General features: G+C 70.0%; 14 protein-coding genes and 1 pseudogene. 4 read left to right on the top strand and 11 right to left on the bottom strand.

What is annotated here, in order from left to right; translation table 11 throughout:
- Positions 1-82: 82 nt before the first annotated feature.
- Entirely contained in the window at positions 83-1,063 is a 981-nt protein-coding gene (locus ACGF2V_RS00805) for a MerR family transcriptional regulator (RefSeq protein WP_362705776.1), read from the bottom strand.
- Between the two features lie 130 nt (positions 1,064-1,193).
- Positions 1,194-1,569: pseudogene (locus ACGF2V_RS00800) on the bottom strand (hypothetical protein); the annotation flags it as partial.
- Positions 1,570-1,776: 207 nt separating this feature from the next.
- Between ACGF2V_RS00800 and ACGF2V_RS00795 the strand changes: the two are divergent.
- Genes ACGF2V_RS00795 through ACGF2V_RS00780 form a run of 4 tightly spaced genes read left to right on the top strand, consistent with a single transcriptional unit; the run spans position 1,777 to position 5,473 of the window.
- On the top strand, positions 1,777-2,907 hold the full coding sequence (locus tag ACGF2V_RS00795) for an ABC transporter ATP-binding protein (protein WP_362705780.1): 1,131 nt from the start codon (positions 1,777-1,779) through the stop codon (positions 2,905-2,907).
- Positions 2,904-3,815 (top strand): ABC transporter permease, encoded by a 912-nt coding sequence (locus ACGF2V_RS00790; RefSeq protein ID WP_362619724.1) that lies wholly within the window; start codon positions 2,904-2,906, stop codon positions 3,813-3,815. The genes ACGF2V_RS00795 and ACGF2V_RS00790 overlap by 4 nt, the downstream gene beginning before the upstream one ends.
- Positions 3,812-4,723: an ABC transporter ATP-binding protein gene (locus ACGF2V_RS00785; protein WP_362619726.1), complete on the top strand. Its 912-nt coding sequence runs from the start codon at positions 3,812-3,814 to the stop codon at positions 4,721-4,723. Before ACGF2V_RS00790 ends, ACGF2V_RS00785 begins: the two co-directional genes overlap by 4 nt.
- A gap of 30 nt (positions 4,724-4,753) precedes the next feature.
- Complete coding sequence (locus tag ACGF2V_RS00780) at positions 4,754-5,473, top strand: ABC transporter permease (protein WP_362619728.1); 720 nt, start codon at positions 4,754-4,756, stop codon at positions 5,471-5,473.
- Positions 5,474-5,905: 432 nt separating this feature from the next.
- On the opposite strand, the gene ACGF2V_RS00775 is transcribed toward ACGF2V_RS00780, so the two are convergent.
- The 9 genes from ACGF2V_RS00775 to ACGF2V_RS00735 all read right to left on the bottom strand — a co-directional run bounded on the left by ACGF2V_RS00775 (position 5,906) and on the right by ACGF2V_RS00735 (position 16,503).
- Positions 5,906-6,703 carry an HAD family hydrolase gene (locus ACGF2V_RS00775; protein WP_362705783.1) on the bottom strand — a complete coding sequence of 266 codons (798 nt, stop codon included), beginning with the start codon at positions 6,701-6,703 and terminating at the stop codon, positions 5,906-5,908.
- Positions 6,700-7,989: a serine--tRNA ligase gene (gene serS / locus ACGF2V_RS00770; RefSeq protein WP_362619732.1), complete on the bottom strand. Its 1,290-nt coding sequence runs from the start codon at positions 7,987-7,989 to the stop codon at positions 6,700-6,702. Before serS ends, ACGF2V_RS00775 begins: the two co-directional genes overlap by 4 nt.
- Before the next feature lie 670 nt (positions 7,990-8,659).
- Positions 8,660-9,595, bottom strand: a complete 936-nt coding sequence (gene pheA / locus ACGF2V_RS00765; protein ID WP_362619734.1) for a prephenate dehydratase — start codon at positions 9,593-9,595, stop codon at positions 8,660-8,662.
- Between the two features lie 268 nt (positions 9,596-9,863).
- On the bottom strand, positions 9,864-11,093 hold the full coding sequence (gene efeB / locus ACGF2V_RS00760; protein ID WP_362619932.1) for an iron uptake transporter deferrochelatase/peroxidase subunit: 1,230 nt from the start codon (positions 11,091-11,093) through the stop codon (positions 9,864-9,866).
- A 146-nt stretch (positions 11,094-11,239) separates the two neighbouring features.
- Positions 11,240-13,390: a copper resistance protein CopC gene (locus tag ACGF2V_RS00755; RefSeq protein WP_362619736.1), complete on the bottom strand. Its 2,151-nt coding sequence runs from the start codon at positions 13,388-13,390 to the stop codon at positions 11,240-11,242.
- A gap of 14 nt (positions 13,391-13,404) precedes the next feature.
- Entirely contained in the window at positions 13,405-13,860 is a 456-nt protein-coding gene (locus tag ACGF2V_RS00750) for a copper chaperone PCu(A)C (protein ID WP_362619738.1), read from the bottom strand.
- Positions 13,857-14,504 (bottom strand): SCO family protein, encoded by a 648-nt coding sequence (locus ACGF2V_RS00745; protein ID WP_362619740.1) that lies wholly within the window; start codon positions 14,502-14,504, stop codon positions 13,857-13,859. The genes ACGF2V_RS00750 and ACGF2V_RS00745 overlap by 4 nt, the downstream gene beginning before the upstream one ends.
- A gap of 224 nt (positions 14,505-14,728) precedes the next feature.
- A complete protein-coding gene (locus ACGF2V_RS00740) occupies positions 14,729-15,481 on the bottom strand; it encodes a YcnI family protein (protein WP_362619742.1) in 753 nt (250 codons plus the stop codon).
- A 221-nt stretch (positions 15,482-15,702) separates the two neighbouring features.
- Positions 15,703-16,503: a hypothetical protein gene (locus tag ACGF2V_RS00735; RefSeq protein WP_362619744.1), complete on the bottom strand. Its 801-nt coding sequence runs from the start codon at positions 16,501-16,503 to the stop codon at positions 15,703-15,705.
- Positions 16,504-16,726 lie beyond the last annotated feature (223 nt).

Genomic DNA, 16,726 nt, shown 5'->3' with positions numbered 1-16,726 from the left:
CTTTCGCTCTCGGGTTTGATCCACAACCAACGCGGCTTATCCACAAGCGTGTTGAGTGCGCTGTGGACAAGTCGCTGGCAACTTAAGGGGTTTGGTCAAACTCCTCCGCTTTGATGCGAGATGAGGCAAGTGCGTCCAAAGTCCGTGACTGCACCTCGCGTTCCGCTGCGGCGGTGATGAACGCGCAGACGTTGTCCACCCCAACCAGTCGACCCACACGACCGATTGTCTGCCGTGGGAGAGGTACCGGGGTCGTTCCGGCGGCCGAGGATCCGGTGGCGGAGGCCGCGTGCGTGCTCAGCTGATGACGTAGGTGGAGGGTGGCCAACGTCCTTATGGCACGGGCGAGGTCCGCGTCCACCGTCTGCTGGGCGAGCGGGCGCGGTCTGCGCACCAGGGCGGCTGCCTCCGTCGCGTCCGTCTCGGTCGACGGGTGATGACCCAGGTGGCGCATGAAGACGGGTTCGGCGGTGAACTCCAGGAAACGCGCCGCTATTTCCTCCACCTGGTCTCGAAGCTCCTTCAGATAGACGGAGATCGAGCGGAGCGGAACGCCGACTGCGTGCAACTCCACTGCCAAGGCGAGTTCCTGCGGACTGGGCACCAGGAACTCGTCGTCCCGCCCCGGGACGCGCTCCAGCACGCCGAGGCCCACCGCCTCGGCGACCGCCTCGTCGTCCGGGCTGCCGCCGAACCGGGCGTTCAGCTCGTCCCGCGTGATCCGGCCGGCCCGCTCGTCCGTCCAGGGACCGTGCACTTCGGCGACGAGTCCGAGCACACCGCCCAGACTGCGGCCGGCGTCCCAGGCGTCCAGCAGCTCCTTGATGCTGGCCAGGGTGTAACCGCGGTCCAGCAGGTCCGCGATCCGCCGGAGCCGGGCCACGTGGCCGTCCCGGTACACATTGGCCCGGCCGCGCCGCTCCGGCGTCGGCAGCAGTCCGCGGTCCTGGTAGGCGCGGATCGTGCGGACCGTGGTTCCGCTGGCATGGGCCAGGTCCTCGATCCGGTACTCGGCGGCGGACCGCTCGGTCGCCGTCGGCGGCGACTGCCCGGTGCCGGTCACAGCGGCGGCTTCAGACGCGCGATCCCGCGCAGCGCGCCGGGACTGAACCGGGCCGGGAGCCGGGCGAGGTGGGTTCGACCCCCCACAGCCCCGACCGCGGCGGGTGGTCGGAGAAGCGGTACGGGCTTCACAGCGGCGACCAGCCCTCCCGGTGGCCGTGCACCGCGTCCTGCAGCAGCACTTTGAGGGACTGGGGGCCGAAGCCGAACGCGTGCGGGGACCGTCGGCGCCGGGGAACGCGGTCGACCCTGTGGGCGATGGCGCCGAAGGGACATGCGCGATGCCGGAACGCCGTCCGGGCCCCGAAACCAGGCGAACGGGAGGTGGAACCAGTCCCGGACTCCGCGCTCCCGCGGCCAGTAGCGGTGCCTCGCGGTTGCCGCGCGCTCCGTCACCCCCGGCGCGAGCCGCCCGGCGACCGCCTCGGCGCAGGCGTACGCGAGACGCTGCACCTCCGCGAACGCCCGCAGTGCCGGGGCTCGTTCGTCCTTCGCTGTCGACGTCATGCCACCGTCCGTCCCCCGCCGCGTGCGGTACGTGTTCGTAACGTGACACTGATGAATGTGACAATGCCCCGCGGCTACGTCAAGGGGTGCGCGGGGACCTGTGGAAGACCGCGGGCACCCGCGGCGGTTGCGGATCTCCATCCGTGCGGTGGTCCCCCTACGGGCCTGTCCACCTGGAGTCTGAGGCACGATCCAACCCCAGGGCTGATGTCTGGTGTGGCCCGCGCCACTACCGTCGTAGCCGTGACTGTCATCGCGACCGAAAGCTTGAGCAAGCGGTTCCCACGGGTGACCGCGCTCGACCGGCTCTCCCTGGACATCGGGGCCGGTGTGACCGGCCTGGTGGGTTCCAACGGAGCCGGTAAATCCACATTGATCAAGATCCTGCTGGGTCTGTCCCCCGCCACCGAGGGCCGGGCCACGGTGCTCGGTCTCGATGTCGCCACCGACGGCGCCGCCATCCGGGAGCGGGTCGGGTACATGCCCGAGCACGACTGCCTGCCGCCGGACGTCTCGGCCACCGAGTTCGTCGTCCACATGGCGCGGATGTCCGGTCTGCCGCCCACGGCCGCGCGCGAGCGCACGGCGGACACCCTGCGCCACGTCGGCCTGTACGAAGAGCGCTACCGCCCCATCGGCGGCTACTCGACGGGCATGAAGCAACGCGTGAAGCTGGCCCAGGCGCTCGTGCACGACCCACGGTTGGTCCTGCTCGACGAGCCCACCAACGGCCTGGACCCGGTCGGCCGCGACGAGATGCTCGGGCTGATCCGACGCGTCCACACCGACTTCGGCATCTCGGTCCTGGTCACCTCGCACCTCCTGGGCGAACTGGAGCGTACCTGCGACCACGTCGTCGTCATCGACGGCGGCACCCTGCTGCGCTCCAGCTCCACCAGCGACTTCACCCAGACCACTACGACCCTCGCGGTCGAGGTCACCGACAGCGACACCCACCCGGACGGCACGGACGCGCTGCGCCGGGCCCTTGTCCGGGCCGGCGTCGGTCTCGTGGGCCAGGACGGTCTCGACGGGCAGGGGCTGCCCGGCGCGGGCCACATCCTGCTGGTCGAGGCCACCGGCGAGGAGACGTACGACATCGTGCGCGACAGTGTCGCCGCGCTCGGGCTCGGACTCGTGCGGATGGAACAGCGGCGCCATCACATCGCCGAGGTCTTCCGCGCCGAAAGGGAGCCTGTGACCGGCGCCGCGGAACGGGCCGCGGGAGGGACCACGCCGATGCCGACGCCCACCGATTCCGCGTCCACGCAGCGTGCGTCCGGGCCCGTCGCGGCCGTGGACCGCAAGGGCCTTGCAGCAGAGGGGGAACGGCCGTGACGAGCACACAGACCGGGGCCGTGAGCGGAAACGACACCTCCCGGATCCACAACATCGGGTACCGCTCCTACGACGGCCCGCGGCTCGGCCGCGGCTACGCGCGCCGCTCGCTGTACTCGCAGTCCCTGCGGGGCGCCTTCGGACTGGGACGTTCCGCCAAGTCCAAGGTGCTGCCGATGCTTCTCTTCGGCGTGATGTGCGTGGTGGCGGCGATCATCGTGGCCGTATCCATCTCCATTCCGGGCAGCACGGCCCTGCAGATCAAGTACACGTCGTACGCGATCTACATGCAGGCCGTCATCGGCCTGTTCCTGGCCGCACAGGCCCCGCAGTCGGTCTCCCGGGACCTGCGGTTCAAGAGCGTGCCTCTGTACTTCTCGCGGCCGATCGAGCGTGTCGACTACGTGGTCGCGAAGCTGGCGGCGATGGCTTCCGCGCTCCTCGTCCTCACCGGTGTGCCGCTCGTCATCCTCTACGCGGGCGCGCTGTTGGGGAAGTTCGACTTCGTCGAGCAGACCAAGGGGTTCGGACAGGGAATGGTATCGGTGGCGCTGCTCTCCGTGCTCTTCGCCGGGCTGGGACTGGTCATGGCGGCCCTGACACCGCGCCGCGGCTTCGGCGTCGCCGCAGTGATCGCCGTACTGACCATCTCCTACGGCGCGGTCTCCACGGTGCAGGCCATCGCCTGGCAGACGGGTGCCGAGGGAGCCGTCGAGTGGCTGGGGCTGTTCTCCCCGATCACGCTGATCGGTGGAGTGCAGGCCGCGTTCCTCGACGCCGGTTCGCCCTTCCCCGGCGGGGCGGTCCCCGGGGTCGGGGTCGGCGTGGTCTATCTGATCGTTGTTCTCGCGCTCGTCGCCGGCTCGTACGCCGTACTGATGCGCCGCTACCGGAGGGTCGGGCTGTGACCACCATCGAGATCGACCACACCTCGCGCTGGTTCGGCAATGTGGTCGCCGTCAACGACGTGAGCATGACGGTGGGGCCGGGCGTCACCGGGCTGCTCGGGCCCAACGGCGCGGGAAAGTCCACGCTGATCAACATGATGGCCGGCTTCCTCGCCCCGTCCACGGGCACCGTCACGCTCGACGGACGGGCGATCTGGCGGAACGAGGCGGTGTACAAGGAGATCGGCATCGTTCCGGAGCGGGAGGCGATGTACGACTTCCTCACCGGCCGTGAGTTCGTCGTCGCCAACGCCGAACTCCAGGGCCTCGGCGACGCGGAGGCGCGACGGGCGCTGGCCACGGTCGAGATGGAGTACGCGCAGGACCGGAAGATCTCCACGTACAGCAAGGGCATGCGCCAGCGCGTGAAGATGGCGTCCGCCCTGGTCCACGAGCCGTCGGTGCTGCTCCTCGACGAACCGTTCAACGGGATGGACCCGCGTCAGCGGATGCAACTGATGGAGCTGCTGAGGCGGATGGGGGCCGAGGGACGTACCGTGCTCTTCTCCTCCCACATCCTCGAAGAGGTCGAACAACTCGCCTCGCACATCGAGGTGATCGTGGCGGGACGGCACGCGGCGTCAGGTGACTTCCGGAAGATCCGCCGGCTGATGACGGACCGCCCCCACCGCTATCTCGTCCGCTCCAGCGACGACCGCGCCCTCGCCGCCGCGCTCATCGCCGACCCGTCGACGGCCGGTATCGAGGTGGACCTGGGCGAGCGGGCATTGCGTATCCAGGCGGTCGACTTCGGGCGCTTCACCGAACTGCTGCCGAGGGTGGCACGCCAGCACGGAATTCGTCTTCTGACCGTTTCGCCGTCCGACGAGTCCCTCGAATCGGTCTTTTCCTATCTCGTAGCCGCCTGAGTAGTGGCCTGAAAGGAGCTGTGAATCGTCATGTACGACCCCACAGTCGCCCGGCTCACCTACCGGGCCCTGCTCGGCCGGCGCCGGGCCGCCATCCTCTTCGTCCTGCCGGTGCTGCTGGTGGCCATCGCCGTGGCGGTACGGGTGTTCGCCGGAGCCGACGACCAGATCGCGTCGGACGTACTGGGAGGCTTCGCCATCGCCACGATGGTGCCGCTGATCGGCGTGATCGCCGGAACCGGGGCCATCGGTCCTGAGATCGACGACGGATCGATCGTCTATCTGCTGGCCAAGCCGGTGAAGCGGCCGACGATCATCGTCACCAAGCTGATCGTGTCCATCGCGGTCACGATGGTCTTCTCCGCGCTGCCCACGCTGATCGCGGGCCTGATCCTCAACGGCAACGGTCAGCAGATCGCGGTGGCGTACACCATCGCGGCACTGGTCGCCTCGATCGCGTACAGCTCGCTGTTCCTGCTGCTGGGCACCATCAGTCGGCACGCGGTGGTTTTCGGCCTCGTCTACGCGCTGGTGTGGGAGGCCCTGTTCGGCACGCTGGTGCCGGGGGCGCGCACGCTCAGCGTGCAGCAGTGGTCCCTCGCGGTGGCCGAGAAGGTCGGCGGGGCCGGTGCGATCACCTCCGACGTCGGGCTGCCGGTCGCGACCGTCCTGCTGGTCGTCGTCACGGTGGCGGCGACCTGGTACGCCGGTCAGAAGCTGCGCACGCTGAAGCTGGCCGGGGAGGAGTGAGCCCGGCCAGGGAGGAGGGGCGCGTCCTCCCTGGTGAGTCGTCCTTGTCAACCCTCGTCCGAAGGACGGGGGTTGACGTGTGTCGGGCTCAAGTGCACGTAACTGCACGGTTATCGGTTCGTTCTGCGGGGTGCGTGGAGGCACCTGGAATCCGTGGCGTCGTGGCGTTCGTGAATCGGGGATTGCCGATGCCGACGGGGGAGAGCCCACTGGGTCGGTCATCGAGCGTTCGGCCCGAGGCCGGGCCGTGCGGCGTCTGCTGCGTGCAATGGCAAGGCGGAGGATCGGTCTCGTACGGGACGTACGGTGACGACTCCGACAATGCCGAGGGATGGTGTCTCGCGAGCGGAGCCGAGAGCTCGGGCAGGTGCGGGCGTCGCACGGCAGGCGGCGGTTCGACGAGAGGGCTTGGAGCCAATTTTGGTATGGGGCTCAGAGGAGCCGCTCCAGGAACACGGCGATACCGTCGTCCTCGTTGGAAGCCGTGACCTCCTGGGCCACGGCCTTCAGGTCCTCGTGCGCGTTGGCCATGGCCACACCCCGCCGCGCCCAGGCGAACATCGGGATGTCGTTCGGCATGTCACCAAAGGCCAGCGTGTCCGCCGCCTTCACGCCGAGGCGGCGTGCGGCGAGCGAGAGCCCGGTCGCTTTGCTCAGCCCCAGTGGGAGGATCTCCACCGTGCCCGGGCCGGCCATGACCACGTCCACCAGATTGCCGACGGCCGCTCGCGCGGCCGTCGTCAGTGCGTCGTCGTCCAGCTTCGGGTGCTGGATGTACACCTTGTTCAGCGGGGCCGCCCACAGCTCGGCCGGGTCCTTCGCCATGACGGACGGCAGCGGTCCGTCATGGACTCGGTAGCCGGGGCCGATCACCACTTCTCCGTCGAGCCCGTCACGGCCCGCCGCCAGCGCCAGCGGGCCGACCTCGGCCTCGATCTTGGACAGCGCGAGTCCGGCGAGTTGCCGGTCCAGCGTCAGCGAGGTCAGCAGCCTGTGCTCGCCCGCGTGGTAGACCTGCGCTCCCTGGCCGCAGACCGCGAGGCCCTCGTAGCCGAGGGCGTCCAGGATGTGACGAGTCCACGGCACGCCGCGGCCGGTGACGATGAGGTGCGCGGCACCGGCCGCGGCAGTCGCGGTCAGTGCCGCACGGGTGCGCTCGGAGACCGTCTCGTCGTTGCGCAGGAGCGTGCCGTCGAGGTCGGTCGCGACGAGTTTGTACGGAAAGGTCACTTGGCGACCGGTTCCAGCACCTCGCGCCCGCCCAGATACGGCCGGAGCACCTCGGGGACACGTACCGAACCGTCGGCCAGCTGGTGGTTCTCCAGCAGCGCCACGATCGTGCGCGGTACGGCGCAGAGCGTGCCGTTCAGGGTGGCCAGCGGCTGGAGGACCTTCTTGCCGTCGTGGGTGTCGCGCATCCGGACGGACAGGCGGCGCGCCTGGAAGCTGTCGCAGTTCGACGCGGACGTCAGCTCGCGGTACTTGCCCTGGGTCGGGATCCACGCCTCGCAGTCGAACTTGCGGGCGGCCGAGGCCCCCAGATCGCCGGTGGCGACATCGATCACCTGGAACGGCAGCTCAAGGGAGGTGAGCCACTGCTTCTCCCAGTCGAGGAGCCTGCGGTGCTCGGCCTCGGCGTCCGCCGGGTCGACGTACGAGAACATCTCCACCTTGTCGAACTGGTGGACGCGGAAGATGCCCCGGGTGTCCTTGCCGTACGTGCCGGCCTCGCGGCGGTAGCACGGCGAGAAGCCCGCGTACCGCAGCGGCAGCTTCTCGGCCTCGATGATCTCGTCCATGTGGTACGCGGCGAGCGGAACCTCGGAGGTGCCGACCAGGTAGAAGTCGTCCTTCTCCAGGTGGTACACGTTCTCCGCGGCCTGGCCGAGGAAGCCGGTGCCCTCCATGGCGCGCGGGCGGACCAGCGCGGGCGTCAGCATCGGGACGAAGCCGGCCTCGGTGGCCTGCGCGATCGCCGCGTTGACGAGGGCGAGCTCCAGCAATGCGCCGACGCCCGTCAGGTAGTAGAAGCGCGATCCCGAGACCTTGGCGCCGCGCTCCATGTCGATGGCGCCGAGCATCTCGCCGAGCTCCAGGTGGTCCCTGGGCTCGAAGCCCTCGGCCCCGAAGTCACGGATCGTGCCGTGGGTCTCCAGGACGACGAAGTCCTCCTCGCCACCGACCGGCACGTCCTCGTGGACGATGTTGCCGATCTGCAGCATCAGGCTCCTGGCCTCGGCGTCGGCCTCGTCCTGTGCCGCGTCCGCCGCCTTGACCTCGGCCTTCAGCTGCTCGGCCCGCTTGAGCAGCTCGGCGCGCTCCTCGGGCTCCGCCTTGGGGATGAGCTTGCCGAGCGACTTCTGCTCGGAACGGAGTTCGTCGAAGCGGACGCCGGACGACCTGCGCCGCTCGTCGGCGGAGAGAAGGGCGTCGACGAGGGCGACGTCCTCTCCACGGGCGCGCTGGGAGGCGCGAACACGGTCGGGGTCCTCACGGAGCAGGCGAAGGTCAATCACCCCTCCAGGCTACCGGTGCGCGCTTCCACAGCTCGAACCGATATCGCCGAGCGTGTCATTTTGCCTGAATTGGTGGAATTGGCAACTCGTGAGGATATTGTGCACTCGGCATCGAGCCCGTTTGGCTTCGGCGTCGGATCTGCTTGGCCAACGAAAAAGACCTTACTCCTCAAATGATGGGGAGAGGGTGCTGGCTTCCTTGACGTATCTGGCGTGCGCGCGGCGAGAGTTGGGACCTGCTTGTCCACAGGTGTCGACGTTGATGCGAGTTATCCACAGGCTGTGAGGAGGGTCTGTGGATACCGGAGGGGTGTGCTCCAAAAGTGATGCCGTGGGGCACAAAATCTCCTCCCAAACCTGCCAGGAGCACCCGTTCGGGCGGTAATCCTCCGCTCCTCAGGGCTGATTGTCGGAATTGGGCCGACGTCGAGGAGTTTGGTCGGGCCGAGCGGCTGTGGATGCGCCCGAGTCGATCGGGGTGATATGTCGATCATGTCGCATGGTGATGTCGACTTGTCCCCAGGTCGAGATCCAATTCTGTGGATAACTTCTGGACAGTGCGCTGGCTGCCGAAAATCGACTGGTGGTATCGGTTCTGTGCTCGGCCCTGGCCTCGCTCGCGGTCCCGTCCCCACGCTCGGCTCCGCTCCCGTGCCTTCGTGGACGGGCGTCAGGCCCGGCCGTCCAGGTTCCGGGCCAGCCAGTCGGCGGCCTCGGTGAACTCCGCGTCCGACGTACCGGGCCGCAGCGGCCGTACATCCTTCGGCTCCACCCCGGCCCGCGGGTACGACCCGAGGAACCGCACGCTCGGGCAGATCCGCTTCAGGCCCATCAGCGCCTCGCCGACGCGCCGGTCCGCGATGTGACCCTCGGCGTCCACCGCGAAGCAGTAGTTGCCGATGCCCGCGCCCGTCGGCCGCGACTGGATCAGCATCAGGTTCACCCCGCGCACCGCGAACTCCTGGAGCAGTTCGAGCAACGCACCGGGCTGGTCCTCGCCGAGCCAGATGACCACCGATGTCTTGTCCGCACCCGTCGGCGCGGCGGGCCGGGCGGGGCGGCCCACCAGGACGAAGCGGGTCTGCGCGTTCTCCGCGTCGTGGATCTCGGTGACCAGCGCTTCCAGGCCGTACGTCGCCGCCGCGAACTCACCGGCGAAGGCGGCGTCGTACCGCCCCTCCTGCACCAGCCGGGCACCATCCGCGTTGGACGCCGCGGATTCCCACACGGCGTCCGGGAGATGGGCGGCCATCCAGTTGCGCACCTGCGGCTGCGCGGCCGGATGCGCGGCGACCGACTTGACGTCGGACAGCTGGGTCCCTGGCCGCACCAGCAGCGCGAAGCTGATGGAGAGCAGCACCTCGCGGTAGATCATCAGCGGCTCGCCGGTGGCCAGCTCGTCGAGTGTCGTGGTGATGCCGCCCTCGACGGAGTTCTCGATCGGCACGAGCGCCGCGGCGGCGGCTCCGCTGCGCACCGCGTCCAGGGCCGCCGGTACGGAGACCATCGGTACGAGTTCGCGGGTGGCGGCTTCCGGGAGCGTACGGAGGGCGACCTCGGTGAAGGTGCCTTCAGGGCCGAGATAGGCGTAGCGCGTGGCGGACATACCGTCACCCTAGTGCCCTCCTGGCATCGTCTTCCTCGTCGAGCCGTCCGCCTTGTCGTACCGCCTTTTCCTCGTCGCACCGTCGGCACGCTGCTCGCGGCGTTCGGCCACGAGCGCACCCCAGCGCCCTTCCCGAGCTCTCGACTTCGTTCGAGCAGGGGAGACCCCCACCGAGGGCTTCCGGCAGTCCCGCGCTGCCACGGCACCGGACGGACGCTCCTTCCCCGGGCAGCCATTGCCGGTCAGGGCGCGGGTGTGCTCCGAGGGCTCATGAATCCAGGAGTCGCTGCCCCACGTACTCGCCGTCCGCCGCTCCGCCGGGAACCGCGAACAGGCCACTGGCCTCGTGCCGGATGAAGGGCGACAGCGCGTCTCCCCGGTCCAGCTTGCGCTGCACCGGAACGAACCCGCGCAACGGATCCGCCTGCCAGCAGATGAACAGTAGTCCGGCATCCGGAGTCCCGTCCGCCGCGATGCCGTCGTGGTAGGAGAACGGGCGCCTCAGCATGGCTGCGCCACTGTTCTTCTGGGGGGAGGAGATCCGGGCGTGAGCGTTGTCCGGGATCAGGAGCCTGCCGTCGGGACCGGCCTTGTCGAGGTCCATGGGGGTGGTCTCGGAGCCACCACTGAGAGGGGAGCCGTCCTTCTTGCGTCGCCCTATGACCCGTTCCTGCTGGTCCACCGGAAGCTTCTCCCAGTCGTCGAGCAGCATCCTGATCCGGCGCAGGACCGCGTACGAACCATCGGCCAGCCACGCGTAGTCGGCGCCCGTCCCGGCCGGGACGAAGACGCGGCGGTCGAAGTCGTCGTCGGTGGGCTCCGGATTGGCGGTGCCGTCGACCTGGCCCATCAGGTTGCGGGCGGTCATCGGCCGCGCGGTGGCACCGGGAGTGCGGTTGAAGCCGTTCATCTGCCAGCGGACTCGGGCGGACCCGGCGGCCTCCTTCTGTACGGCGCGCAGTGCGTGGAAGGCGACGAGTGCGTCGTCGGCGCCGATCTGCACCCAGAGGTCACCGTCGGAGCGCTTGGGATCGATGTGGTCGTTGGAGAACGGGGGCAGCGGGTCGAGCCCCGGCGGGCGGCGGTCGACCAGGCCGGTGCGATCGAAGAACGTGCGTCCGAAACCGAAGGTGATGGTCAGCGAGGACGGTCCGGCGTCCAGGGAGATCCCGGTGTCGTGGGCCGTGCCGTCCGCAGCACCGCCGGCCGCGGGTTCACCGGCCATGAGACGCCGGGCCACGTCCGACCAGCGGCGCATCAGGGCGGCCGCTTCCTTCCGGCCCGCTCCGGGCGCCAGGTCGAAGGCGACGAGATGGCCGCATGCCTGAAGCGGAGTGGTAATCCCCGGTTGGTGTTTCCCGTGAAACATCACCCGCGTGGAGCCGACCGTGGTCAGAGCGGTCGGCGCGTCGGGCCGGGTCGCGGCATAGCCGGTCGCACCGCCGGCCGCCCCCAGCACCAGGCCGGCGGCGCCGGTCGCGCCCACACCGCCCAGCAGCCGCCGCCGGGAGAGGCCGCCGTGGCCGCCGCTCTCGCCGCTCCTGTCGGTGGCGTTGTTTCCACCGCTGCTTCCGTCCGTGCCTTTGTCGTTCCTGCTGGTCGTATTGCCGTTGGCGCTCTTGATGTTTCCGCTCACGATTCCGCTCAGCCGATCTTCACTTTTTTGTCGATGGTCGTCTGGTCGATGTCCGAGGTACGCACGGTCACTGCGACCCTCCAGTCGCCCGCCATCGGGATCTGGACGCCGCTCGCGGTCCAGTGGCCCTCGGCGAACCGGGTGGGGACGGCGGGGAGAGGGCCGATGCCCTTGGACTCCAAGGTGAAGGCGACCTTCAGCTCGGGGACGTCCATGGCCTTGCCCCCGGGGCCATCGACCCAGATATGGAGCTCGTTGGTGCCGGTACGGCCGGGGGCGACGTCCACGCGCACCGTTCCCTTGCCGTTCTCGCCGCCCGTGTCGAACGGCAGCTTCACAGAGACCGGTCCCTCGGCCGCCGGGGCGGCCGACGTCGTGGAGCCGCGGGCCTCCTCCTCGGTACGCGCCGGCTCGGTCGAGGTCAGCACGGTCGTCACGGCCAGGAGCGCGACGGCGACACCGACCTCCGCCAGGACCGAACGGCGCAGGCCCGAGCGGTCGGGGTCGGCATCGCGGAGCCGCTTCTTCGCGGCGGTGGCCACGGCGGCCCTCTGCCGGGCGAGCTGTGCGGCGCGCGCGGGGTCCTCGGCCCCTGACGCCGACGTGGAGGCCGCCCCCGCCCCCGACGCCGATGAGGACGCCGATTCCGACGTGTCGTCGCCCGGTGCGCGGGGGGCCGGTGAGTCCGCATCGGTGGTGCTGGCGCCGACGCCGGTATCCGCGCAGGTGTCCGCCACGGCGGCTCCGGCACTCTCGCTACCGGTATCCGCGCCGTCGTCGTCGCGCCGCTCCTCCGTACCGGCCTCGGCACCGTCGCCATCGCGTCGCTCCGTAGCGGCATTTGCACCGGCACGAGCACCGGCAGCGCCCACGACCAGCCGCGCGGTCCAGCGGCGTGAGCTCCAGGCGATCTGGACCATGACGGCGACGAGTGCCACCTTCACGAGCAGCAGCTGCCCGTAGTCCGTGCCGGTGAGCGCGGACCAACTGCCCACCTGGCGCCAGGACTGGTAGAGCCCGGTGGCGGTGAGCACCAGCACGCTGCCGAACGCGACACGGGAGAAACGCCCCACCGCCACGGCATCGACGTCCGGAGTCCGGTACAGCGCGACGAGCAGTGCCGCCAGCCCGCCCAGCCAGGCGGCGACGGCCAGGAGATGGAGCAGGTCGACCGGCATCGCGATGCCGGGCTGGAGGCCCGCCGAGGCGTGCTCGGCGAGTGACCAGGTACCGGCGATCCCCGCGGCGATCACCACCCCGCCCGCGGCCAGTCCGAACGTGAGGTCCTTCCGCTCGCGCTCGTCCTCGCGCCCCGTCTGCGTGCGCGCGTACGCCCCGAACAGCACGGCGATGAAGAGCGCGGAGACGCCGAGCAGCAGCAGCCGGGAAACGAGTGCCGCCCCGGGCTTCGTGTCCAGCACGGCCTTCAGCTCGTCGAGGTCGAAGACGTCCGCGAGCTTCCCCGAGCCGGTGTAGGGGCCGCGCAGCATCAGCATCGCCAGGGTGGCGACGGTGAGCGTCATCCAGCCCCGTACGACCAGGCGCTGCAGTGGTCGCGCGCCCGCACCGCGCGGCCAGCAGACCAGCACGAAGGCGGCGCCGCCCACCAGCAGGATGAAACCGGCGTAGGCGGCGTAGCGCGCGATGTCGTAGAGGGTGCCGACGAGGCCGCCGCTGGTCTCGTTCGCGGGGAGGGCGACGGCGGTCTTCGAGGGCGCTCCGACGGAGAAGGTGAAGGCGCCCGAGATGGGGTGGCTGTCCGCCGATACGGCCTGCCAGGCGACGGTGTACGTACCGTTGGGCAACCCGGAGCGCAGCGGGACGCTGTACTCCATGGTGGAGCCGCACATCAGATCCTGTGGTGCGGCGCCGGTGTCGGCGCGTTTGCCGCTGGGGTCCAGGACCTTGATGGAGTCGTCGCCGAGTGCGACGGACTCGGAGAAGCTGAGCTTGATGTCCTGGGGAGCGGTGTCGACCACCGCCCCGTCCTGCGGATCGCTCCTCGTGAGCGCGGCGTGCGCGGACGCGGGGCCCGCGCCGCCCAGCAGCAGGCCGAACACCATGCTGACGAGGGCGGCGAGGAGCGCGGCCGCGGCCAGGGGGCGGCGCATCGCGGAAAGGGACGGGGACGGTCCGAAGTGTGGGGCGGTGGCTGTCATGACGTGTCAGTCCCTCACTGTTTCTTCGGGTTGTAGGTGCTCTCCTTCACAGGAAGGTCGACCTTGATCGTGTCGGCCTTCTCGAAGTGCAGCTCGACGGACACCTTGTCACCCTGCTTGGGCTGTTCCTTGAGCTTCATGAACATGAGGTGGTTTCCGCCGCGTTCCAGATCGAGCCGGCCGCCCGCGGGTATGTCGAAGGACTTCACCATGCGCATCGCCCCGTTCTTCGTCTCGTGCATCGAGACGTCGTCCGAGAGGGGGCTGGTGACCGAGGTGAGCCGGTCGGACGCGCCGCCGCTGTTCTTCACGACGAGGAAGCCCGCCGCCATGTGGTCGACCGGCTGCGGCATGAACGCCCCGGTCACCTCCAGTTCGGGCTCGTCGCTCGCGGTCGAGCATCCTGTCAGTGTCAGTGCCACCCCGGTGGCGAGGGCGGCGGCACAGGCGATGGCGGTACGGCGGTTCACGGGTTCTCCCCCTTGATGATCTTCGGAAGGTCTTTGGTGTAGTCGTCGGGCGAGGTGTCCTCGCTGTAGATCAGGTAGCCCTTGTCGGTTTTCGGGGAGAACGCGACGACCTGGGAGCCGTGCATCGAGACGACCGTCCCGTCCTTCTCCTTCTTCGGCGCGTCGATGCCGATGCCGATCTGGCGCGCGCCCGCCTGGATGGTCGGGAAGTCACCGGTGAGGCCGATGAAGGAGGGGTCCTGTGCCTTGAGCCAGGCGCCCAGCGAGGAGGGGGTGTCCCGTTCAGGATCGGTGGTGACGAAGACGACCCGGAGGTTGTCCTGGTCGGCCTTGGGGAGGGACTTCTTGGCGATGGCGATGTTGCTCATGATGAGCGGGCAGACGTCGGGGCAGTTGGTGTAGCCGAAGTAGATCAGTGTCGGCTTGCCCTTCGTCTGCTCGCGAAGGTCGTACTTCTTCCCGTGGGTGTCCGTGAGGACGAGGTCGGGCTTGGTGAACGGCTGGTCGAGCACCGTCGCGGCCTTGGTCTTGGCAGGGGCGGAGACATCGGCCACGGGACCCTTGGCGGTGTCGTCGCCGCAGGCGGACAGGGTGAGCGCGGCCGCGGCGACGAACGCCGCGGCCAGCACTGTTTTCTTACGCATGGAGCACTGAATCCTGGTGGGTCGAGGGGGACTGGTGGGTCGGTTCGATGGAACTGGAGGGGCGATGGGGCCGGCGGGTGGATGGGACCGGGGGATCGAACGGGACGTACGAGCCCTGGGTATCGGTGGTGCCGCGCAGCCGCACCGCGTCGTACGGGCGGGTGGAGCCACGGAGCCGGGCATGTGCCGCGGCGCCGTGGACCGGCACCGGACGGCAGGCCCGGTCAGGCGTTGCGGCGACGGCCCGTGAGGACGCCGAAGGCCACCCCCGCGGCGCCGACGACGATCCCGACGATGCCGAGGACGCGGGCCGTGGTGTCGCTGTCCGACGAGTCGGACGTCTCCGCGGAGGCCGTCGTGCGCTCGTCCGACTCGTGCGCGGCCCCGGCACCGTTCTTGTCGTCGGCGCCCGCGCCGTGGCCACCGTCGGCCGCCGCGGTCAGCTTGAGGACCGGCGCCGGGCTCTCCGGCTCGGCGGCCCCGTCCTTCGGCTCCTCGATCCAGCGGACGACTTCCTTGTTGTCGTACGTCTGGATGGCCTTGAACACGAGCTGGTCGGCGTCCTCGGGCAGCTGGCCGATGGACAGCGGGAACTGCTGGAAGTAGCCCGGGCGGATACCGGCCTCCTCCTTGGCGCCCTCGGCGGTCCAGGTGACCTTGGAGACGGCCTCGACGATCTTCTTGCCGTGCATGTCGAGCGGCTTGTCCAGCTTGCTCTTGGTGACCTGGATGTCCCAGCCGGGCACGGCCTGCGGCGTGACCGAGGCCAGCGGGTGGTCGGTCGGGAAGCTGACTTCGAGCTTGACCGTCGAGGCGTTGTCGCGCTCGTTGGGGACCTTGATGTCGACCGTCGCGTAGCCGCCCTTGGCGGCCTCGCCCAGCGGCTGTACGGACACGTGCGCGGAGGCGGTGCCCGCGAGAAGAAGGACGGTGGACGCGGCGATGCCGCCCGTCAGGGCGATGCGGGAAACATTCATGAAGGGGATCACTCCACGGAAGCACGTAGGAAGGGTGGCCCGGTGTACGGGCGCGCATCGGTGTCGCGACATCTCTTCCCCTCCGCGGCGCGCGTACGTCGGCGGTACGGAAACCGGGTGGTCCGTGCGCCGGGGCGTGCGTGCGTCGAGTGACCGGGGCGGCCTGGTGACCCGGGGGCGTGCGGGGCCGAGAGGCTGGGTGGCCGACCGGGGGTGTCGCGTCAGGCCGCGAGTGCGTACGCGGGTGGCGGCCCGCGCCTGATCACCATGTGCTGCAACGCGTCCCCGGTGGCGGGAAGCGGAGTGTCGTCCTCGGTACGGGGGGAGCGCGGCCCGGACGTCGGGGAGCCGGGCAGTCCGGCGCGCAGGGCGGCCACGAGCGCGAGCGCCGCGCGCAGGGCGCGCAGCCGGGCCCCGGCCACGAGCTGTTGCGCGCCGTGTGCGGACAGCCGGGCAAGCCCGGACAGTGCGATCTCGCCGCGTCGCAGCAGCCAGCCGGTGGCCACGGCGGCCAGCAGATGGCCGAGCAGCATGGGCAGACCGGGCAGCAGACCGACGAGCCCGTCCGGGTGCGAGCCGAGCACGGGGGTCAGGTGCTGATGCCCGACGGTCACCGATGCGGGATCGATGCCCGCGGTGGTGACGATGTGGCGGGCTTCGGCGGCGTTCAGCTGGGCCGGACCCGCGCCGCACACGATGCTCGCCGCCAACCGGATCAGCGGGTCGTTCCCGGCCGACGAGGCCGGAGGCGCGGCAGGTGCGCCCAGGCTGAAGAGGGCGTGCAGGGCGATCTGTCCGCCGGCCAGCGCGGCGGCGATGACCGGCAGAGAGCGCTCGCGCCCGGCGAGCGGTACGACCACCGCGAAGATCCCCAGAAAACCGGCGAGCAGCGTCCACGAGGGGACGCCCGCGCACGACGCCAAGGCATGTCCCGCCGCGGACAGCGCGACACAGACCGCGGTGAACACCGTGGCCCTCAGGAGCCGTGCACCGGCCCAGGCGCGTGCGACAGGAATGGACATAGCGGGGCCATCATCGCACCGCGCCCCGTGGCGGGGAACGGCAGGTCCGGGCAATCACCGTCCGTCCGATGTGTGCGACATGCCCCGCCGCGCCCGGCTCCGAGGGACAGGCTGGGGGCCTGCCGGTCCTCGCCCGGATCACCGTCCCGGGGACCGGCGGCGGGAGCGAACGGGGTGCGCGCGGGGCCGAGGGGCGTCGGCGCGGGGCCGGCGGGGCCAACGG

It is taken from the genome of Streptomyces sp. NPDC047982 (assembly GCF_043204165.1).
Taxonomy (GTDB): domain Bacteria; phylum Actinomycetota; class Actinomycetes; order Streptomycetales; family Streptomycetaceae; genus Streptomyces.
Note: the sequence above shows the minus strand (reverse complement) of the source record. Positions and strands in the feature narration are given on the sequence as shown.